Annotated in this window: 11 protein-coding genes; all 11 read left to right on the forward strand. The window is 38.2% G+C overall.

The window, feature by feature from the left end; translation table 11 throughout:
- Nucleotides 1-245: phage scaffolding protein (locus tag C3938_RS00145; protein WP_199775443.1), on the forward strand; the 245-nt coding region annotated here is incomplete at its 5' end.
- Nucleotides 246-267: 22 nt separating this feature from the next.
- On the forward strand, nucleotides 268-1,218 hold the full coding sequence (locus tag C3938_RS00150; RefSeq protein WP_199775444.1) for a hypothetical protein: 951 nt from the start codon (nucleotides 268-270) through the stop codon (nucleotides 1,216-1,218).
- A 73-nt stretch (nucleotides 1,219-1,291) separates the two neighbouring features.
- Nucleotides 1,292-1,756, forward strand: a complete 465-nt coding sequence (locus C3938_RS18005; protein WP_199775445.1) for a putative Ig domain-containing protein — start codon at nucleotides 1,292-1,294, stop codon at nucleotides 1,754-1,756.
- 2 nt (nucleotides 1,757-1,758) lie between these two features.
- On the forward strand, nucleotides 1,759-2,157 hold the full coding sequence (locus tag C3938_RS00160) for a hypothetical protein (protein WP_105101296.1): 399 nt from the start codon (nucleotides 1,759-1,761) through the stop codon (nucleotides 2,155-2,157).
- Nucleotides 2,151-2,492 (forward strand): putative minor capsid protein, encoded by a 342-nt coding sequence (locus tag C3938_RS00165; protein ID WP_105101297.1) that lies wholly within the window; start codon nucleotides 2,151-2,153, stop codon nucleotides 2,490-2,492. The genes C3938_RS00160 and C3938_RS00165 overlap by 7 nt, the downstream gene beginning before the upstream one ends.
- Complete coding sequence (locus C3938_RS00170; RefSeq protein WP_105101298.1) at nucleotides 2,492-2,818, forward strand: minor capsid protein; 327 nt, start codon at nucleotides 2,492-2,494, stop codon at nucleotides 2,816-2,818. Before C3938_RS00165 ends, C3938_RS00170 begins: the two co-directional genes overlap by 1 nt.
- Nucleotides 2,819-2,826: 8 nt before the next feature.
- A complete protein-coding gene (locus tag C3938_RS00175) occupies nucleotides 2,827-3,216 on the forward strand; it encodes a minor capsid protein (RefSeq protein WP_233998551.1) in 390 nt (129 codons plus the stop codon).
- Nucleotides 3,216-3,719, forward strand: a complete 504-nt coding sequence (locus C3938_RS00180; RefSeq protein WP_105101299.1) for a phage tail tube protein — start codon at nucleotides 3,216-3,218, stop codon at nucleotides 3,717-3,719. The genes C3938_RS00175 and C3938_RS00180 overlap by 1 nt, the downstream gene beginning before the upstream one ends.
- Before the next feature lie 104 nt (nucleotides 3,720-3,823).
- Nucleotides 3,824-4,273 (forward strand): hypothetical protein, encoded by a 450-nt coding sequence (locus C3938_RS00185; RefSeq protein WP_105101304.1) that lies wholly within the window; start codon nucleotides 3,824-3,826, stop codon nucleotides 4,271-4,273.
- 8 nt (nucleotides 4,274-4,281) lie between these two features.
- Nucleotides 4,282-4,854, forward strand: coding sequence for a Gp15 family bacteriophage protein (locus C3938_RS00190; RefSeq protein ID WP_105101300.1), 573 nt, complete (start codon nucleotides 4,282-4,284; stop codon nucleotides 4,852-4,854).
- Nucleotides 4,855-6,318 (forward strand): tape measure protein (locus tag C3938_RS00195; protein ID WP_158681476.1); only part of this gene is annotated, 1,464 nt, incomplete at its 3' end.

Consider the following 6,318-nt stretch of genomic DNA (forward strand, 5'->3'; position numbering starts at 1 on the left):
CAAAGGTTAAGAATGTAAAAGCAATAAAAGCTCTACTAGACATGGACACTATTAAATTAGATGGTGACGCACTTAAAGGGTTAGATGAACAGTTAAATAGCTTAAAAGAAAATGAGTCTTACCTATTTGAGCAAGAAGAAACACAACCAAATTCACCACAGATTGTAACCGGTGGTAATCCAAATGGTGGTAGCAACAACGGTGACGATGATCCGTTTGCTGCCAAACTAGCAAAATACAACTAATAATAGAAAGAGGGAATTTAAAATGGAAAAATATCTAACAAAACAAACTAAACCGCTAAAATTAAACATACAATTTTTTGCGGAAGGTGATAACAATAACCAACCAGTACGTAGTTATCAGAAACAATTTAAAGAGTTATTACAAGCTGTTTACCAAAAACAAGCTTATTTTGGTGAGTTTTTTGGTGGAGGAGTCCAAGCATTAGACGGAGTTACTCATAACAAAACAGCTTTCTCTATCAAAACAAGTGACATTCCGGTTGTAATCGGTTCAGAGTACAACAAGGACCCTAATGTTGGTTTTGGTACTGGAACAGGATCTTCAACTCGTTTTGGTGAACGTCAAGAAATCATCTATACAGACACTGATGTACCGTACACTTGGGAATGGACATTCCACGAAGGTATTGACCGCCACACAGTTAATAACGACTTTTCTGGAACTATTGCAGATCGTTCAGATTTACAAGCGCAAGCGAAAGTTCAATTATTTGATAATAAAGGTGGTTTGTTCATTTCAGAAACAGCTGATCAATCTTTTGAATTAGCTGAGATTGCAAACGATCCAGTATTAAAACTATTTAATGATTTAAATGAGTATTACACTAACTTGGAAGCAATCGGTACTAAAATGGCATGGGTAAAACCAGCGCTCTATAACGCTATTGTTGACCATCCAATTACAACTACTGCAAAACATTCCGGTGCTAATGTTGATACTAACAACATCTTGCAATTCAAAGACTTTGCTATCAAGAAAGTTCCAGAAACTAAATTCCAAGAAGGCGAACTTGCATACATGTCTATTGTTGGTGTCGGCAAACAATTTACCGGTATTAATACAGCACGTACAATCGAATCAGAAGACTTTGACGGAGTTGCATTCCAAGGTGCTGGTAAAGCAGGGGAATTCATTCTTCCAGCTAACAAAAAGGCTGTAGTCAAAGTTACCGAAGGTACAACGGGGGAGTAACAAACCCCGAAATTGACAATGTCACGCCAACGACTGACGGGGCAGTCATTAATCTAATTTAAGGAGGGCTTTTATGTTTAAAGTCTACAAAGGCAATGATGTGATTGTAGAGGGTGAAAGCCCTCTTGAAATTACAGGAATTAACCCAAATACAGAGGTTTCAGAAGGTGAGTATCAAGTGGTGCGTGTAGAAGATGATAGGGAATCCGAAAGAGTGGATATTCCTGCTTTTACTACATTACCAATTGAGGTAACCGGCGTTTCTGTGTCTCCTAAAACATCTAGCGCAGAAGCAGGAGCAGAAGGTACACGTCAATTAAATGCTACTGTATCACCTTCAAATGCTACGAATAAGAGTGTATCGTATTCGATTAGTCCAGAAACTAACGGACTATCAGTAGGTAATGGTGGTTTAATCTCTTGGTCTGGTGATGTGCCAACAGGAGAGTATACTACAACGGTTACTACTGCAGATGGCAGTCATACCGATACACACGTTTTGACGTTGACAGAACCTACACCAGAAGAAGGTGAATAAACATGCCTTATCTGACATATGAGGAATTTAAACAACTGATTGATATTGAATTAGAAGAAGAACAGTTTAATAAGTTGTTGCCTAAAGCATCTGCTATCTTGGATAACGTCACTAATCATTTTTATGCTAAATGTGATATTGAAAAGGATAACCCTTGGCGAGTGCATAAGTTCAAACAAGCGTTAGCGACCCAAATAGAGTATTTTCACGAGTTAGGTGCAACAACGTTCGAATCTATAAACAACGCACCACAGACATTCCAAGCAGGACGTACAAGCGTATCTAACGCCAGTCGTTATAAACCAAATGGAGCGAATGAGAGTAAACCTCTTATTGCTGATGATGCGTTTATCTATTTAGAGGGTACAGGGCTGTTGTTTCGAGGTGTTGCCATATGGTAATGCCTAAACCACCGAAAGATTTTTGTATAGATTCATTTGGATATAAAGAATATTTAGGAGAAAATGATTGGTCAGAACCTATTTATGCTGAGTCTTTACAAATTGAACATTGCCGAATAGATCGAGGGGCTGAATACAGTTCATCATCATCTGGAAAAGTGCTGCTATATAATGCAGTGCTTTTTTGTTATGAAGGCATAACGAATCCAATTCCAGAGTTCAAGGTGGAATCTGTACTTCATTTTGATGGTACAGATCATAAATTGACTAAAGTTATCCCAATCTATGAAGCTTATGAAAAAACCATCTATTCATATGAATTAGAGGTGGTTTGATGGTTAATATTACGATCGATTTAGGTATAGCCAAAAGCAAAATGAGTCCTCAAGCAAAACGTAGAGGACAATATGCCTTAGCTAATCAAGCGCTTGCTGACATGAACCCTTTTGTACCAATGAAGGATAACATTTTAAGACAAACAGCTACCGTTGCTATTGATGGTAGCGCAGTATATTACAACACGCCATATGCTGAGGAATTGTTTTTCATGCCTAAGTTTAATTACACCACACCAGGTACCGGTCCTAGATGGGATAACAAAGCAAAAGGTATCCATATGAATGATTGGAAACGAGCATATGTAAAGGGGGCTGATTGGTAGTGGATTTTATGGAACGATTAACTGAAAATGTAAATACAATGCCGGGGCTCCCGATACGTTGCCAAATGGGATACCTTGGTGCAAATGAATCATTTGTGGTTTATCCATTGCCGGGGTCTAGAATTGTTAATGAATACATGGATGGTACAACCGATCAACAACTTAACTATGAATTCGCTATGAAATCACAAATGCAAAGTAAAATTAACGCTACATTATGGACAGTCCAAAACGAACTAGAAGCATTGAAAGAGTTAAATAGTAATGACGGAAGCTTTGAATTTGAAGAATTAATAATCACTAACAAACCATTTATCAATCAGATCGATGATCAAGGATGGTTTGTTTTTTTATTGAATGTGCAAGCAAATATAACAGTTTTTAAGGAGGAAAAGTAATGGAACTATTAAAGTTAGATATTCAGCATTTTGCTAGAATGAAGAACGCCTTAAGAGGGCATTTCTTAGCAGAATATACACCGGGAGAAACTGAGCCGGGTACTGAATGGTATAAATTGGGTAAATGGATTACGACAATTGGCGATGACACACAAGAAACAACAGAGGAATTTGCTGATTACAATGGGGATGGAACACCTACGAATGATGTTGTATCCGTTGCTGGTGCCTACACACCAGAGGGAACGTACGACCCAGAGGACCCTGCACAAGCGTTAATCGCTAGTCTGAAATACAAAACTGGTGAAGGTCGTAAAGTATGGCATCGTGTAGTTTCTGCTGATGGTAAAAAGGAACAAGTAGGCCTTGCTACTGTAACAGCTATTGTTGCTGGTGCTGGTGATGCATCTGCTTACGAAACATTTAGCTGTAATATCCGATTTGACCAGACACCAGAAGAAAATACGATAACACCTCCTGGTGACGGTGGTTCGGGGGAGTAACAGCCCCGGTGGTTGATAATGTAACTCCCACTACAAATGGGGCAACAATAGAACTAAATTAAGAGGGGCTTATGCTCCTCTTTTTAATTACGAGGAGTGAAAACATGGCAGAAGTAAAAATAGATGTTAAACGCACTGGGTTTCCAGTTAAATTTGGAGAGTTAGAATTATGGTTTGATAGTTCATTAGAGAATTTAAGACGATTCTTTGAAGTAGAACAAATTGCACAAGAAAAATTAAAAGAAGCACAAGAAAAAGCGAAACACATTCATTTTCCAGATGATGTTAATGAAGATAATTTAGATATTGAATCTGTAGATGCTGCGCTAGATCTTCATAAAGAATTTATTGCAGCACAGTATGACATTATTTTCGGTGATGGAACATTCAAAAAGATTTATAAAAAATACCCAGACATAATAGCATTAGAAAAATTTCTTTCACCAACGGGTGAAGCTATAGCGAAACAAATTGATAAGCAACAAGAGGAACGTCTAAAGCAAAGTGAAAAAATCAAAAATGAATACTTAAAGAAAAAAGCCAAAAAGAAGTAGGTGATTAAATGCGGTTGAACGACCCTTTAATCACCTCTTTTTCATATAACGATCAAGAATACGGCGTAGACCTTTCATTTGATACCGTATTGAATGCTTTTGATGTGTTAGAGGATAAACGCCTATTAGATCATGAAAAAGCTGAAATATGCCTTGAATTGCTTTTAGATGAAACGTTCCAAGGTAATGAAGCTATCGAACTTTGGAATTACGTCTTCAAAGAGTTTATCGAGATTGAGCAAAAGAAACCGATTGAACGTGATTTGGAAGGGAATATCATGCCTTCAAGGGATGAAGATGAGGGCAACGAAAAAAGATTTATTGATCTAGAAAAAGATGCTGAACACATCTATTCATCATTCAGACAAGCGTACGGTATAAACCTATTTGAACAACAAGGAAAACTCCACTGGAAAGAGTTTCAATCCTTATTAAACGGTTTGCCATCAGATACGATCATTCAAAGAATTATACAAATACGCATGTGGGAGCCATCTAAAGGTGAATCAACGGAGTACAAGGAAGAAATGAAAAAGTTACAACGAATCCACGCAATTGATGACCTGGAGGAGGTGGAATAGTTGGCAGATGGAAAAATAAAAATCGACATTGAAGTTGATGGAAAACAGGTAGATACTGCATCAAAGAGTTTTGATAAACTTGGTGCTTCTGGCGAAGAAGCTGGAAAAGGTGTTAAAGATACAGAAGAAGGAGTAAAAGGCGCTGGTAATGAATCAGAAAAAGCAGGGGGGAAGGTTAAAAAGTTCGCTACTGCTTTAGGTCTTGTCGCAATTGGTACAGCTGCCTTTCATGCGTTAAAGGGTTCAATGGATGATGCGATTAAACGGTTTGATACATTAAATAACTTCCCTAAAGTATTACAAGCACTTGGAGTTTCCGCAGAAGATTCTGAGAGGGCTATGAGTAGCTTATCGGATGGCATTGATGGTTTACCTACGAAACTAGACGAAATATCTTCTGTTGCCCAACGGATGTACACTTCTTTTGGTGATATGGACAAGGCAACCGATTCTGCATTAGCTTTAAACAATGCTTTATTAGGTTCTGGTGCAAGTGCTGCAGATGCTCAACGTGGTACAGAGCAATATTTACAAGCCTTACAAACTGGAAAAATGGATATGATGCAATGGCGGACATTGCAAGAAACAATGGATGTAGCCTTAATTAAGGTCGCAGAAAGCTTTGGATATGCAGGACAAAGCGCAAAAGATGATCTATACAAGGCATTGCAAGACGGAACGATCACAATGGACCAATTTAATGACAAAATGATTGAAGTTGGTACAGGAACTGGAATCATGGCTAAATTAGCTAAGGAAAACAGTCTAGGAATTGAAACTTCACTTGGAAACTTACGTAATGCAGCTGCAAGAGGTATAGCTAGTATACTAGATTCTTTTAATAAACTATCTAAAGAAGTTACAGGAAAAGATATCGCTCAGAACATAGATAGCTTAAAAGGAATTGTAACATCTTCTTTTAATGTTATTGGTGATGTAATTGAATCGACAACACCATTATTCAAATTGTTCGGTTCTGTGGTAGGTGGATTAATACCTATTATTAAACCATTAACGCCTGTATTAGTCGGGATAGGGACCGCTATAGCAAGTTTGATGATTGTAAGAACTGCAGGGAATTTAATGAAATCATTCGGCGCAGCTGTTGCAGGTGTAACAGTAATACAAAAAGCGGCGACTGTTGCTACTACAGCAAGTGCAGTGGCTTATAATACATTTACCGGTAGAGTTGTTGCTGCAAGAGTTGCTCAAACTGCATTTACTACAGCATCTGCAGGATTAAGATCTGCTATGCTTGCCATTACTGGTCCAGTAGGATGGGCGACAATTGGAATCGGCGCTTTAGCAGGCGCTACAGTAGGCATAGTAAAGTGGTTTAATCGTTCTAGTGAGGAAGGAGAGCGCTTAAAAGCAGAAGTAGAAAAAATGGGCGAAGCAACCGACTCATTAACAGAATCGGTAGATGGTAATACGGATGCTTACAGAGAACAAATAAGAGACATC

It is taken from the genome of Microbulbifer pacificus (assembly GCF_002959965.1).
GTDB classification, from domain to species: domain Bacteria; phylum Pseudomonadota; class Gammaproteobacteria; order Pseudomonadales; family Cellvibrionaceae; genus Microbulbifer; species Microbulbifer pacificus_A.

What these genes read in the sequence shown, in the direction of transcription:
- C3938_RS00150 (WP_199775444.1), top strand. Translation starts at nt 268, where the DNA reads ATGGAAAAATATCTAACAAAACAAACTAAACCGCTAAAATTAAACATA.
- C3938_RS18005 (WP_199775445.1), top strand. Translation starts at nt 1,292, where the DNA reads ATGTTTAAAGTCTACAAAGGCAATGATGTGATTGTAGAGGGTGAAAGC.
- C3938_RS00160 (WP_105101296.1), top strand. Translation starts at nt 1,759, where the DNA reads ATGCCTTATCTGACATATGAGGAATTTAAACAACTGATTGATATTGAA.
- C3938_RS00165 (WP_105101297.1), top strand. Translation starts at nt 2,151, where the DNA reads ATGGTAATGCCTAAACCACCGAAAGATTTTTGTATAGATTCATTTGGA.
- C3938_RS00170 (WP_105101298.1), top strand. Translation starts at nt 2,492, where the DNA reads ATGGTTAATATTACGATCGATTTAGGTATAGCCAAAAGCAAAATGAGT.
- C3938_RS00175 (WP_233998551.1), top strand. Translation starts at nt 2,827, where the DNA reads ATGGAACGATTAACTGAAAATGTAAATACAATGCCGGGGCTCCCGATA.
- C3938_RS00180 (WP_105101299.1), top strand. Translation starts at nt 3,216, where the DNA reads ATGGAACTATTAAAGTTAGATATTCAGCATTTTGCTAGAATGAAGAAC.
- C3938_RS00185 (WP_105101304.1), top strand. Translation starts at nt 3,824, where the DNA reads ATGGCAGAAGTAAAAATAGATGTTAAACGCACTGGGTTTCCAGTTAAA.
- C3938_RS00190 (WP_105101300.1), top strand. Translation starts at nt 4,282, where the DNA reads ATGCGGTTGAACGACCCTTTAATCACCTCTTTTTCATATAACGATCAA.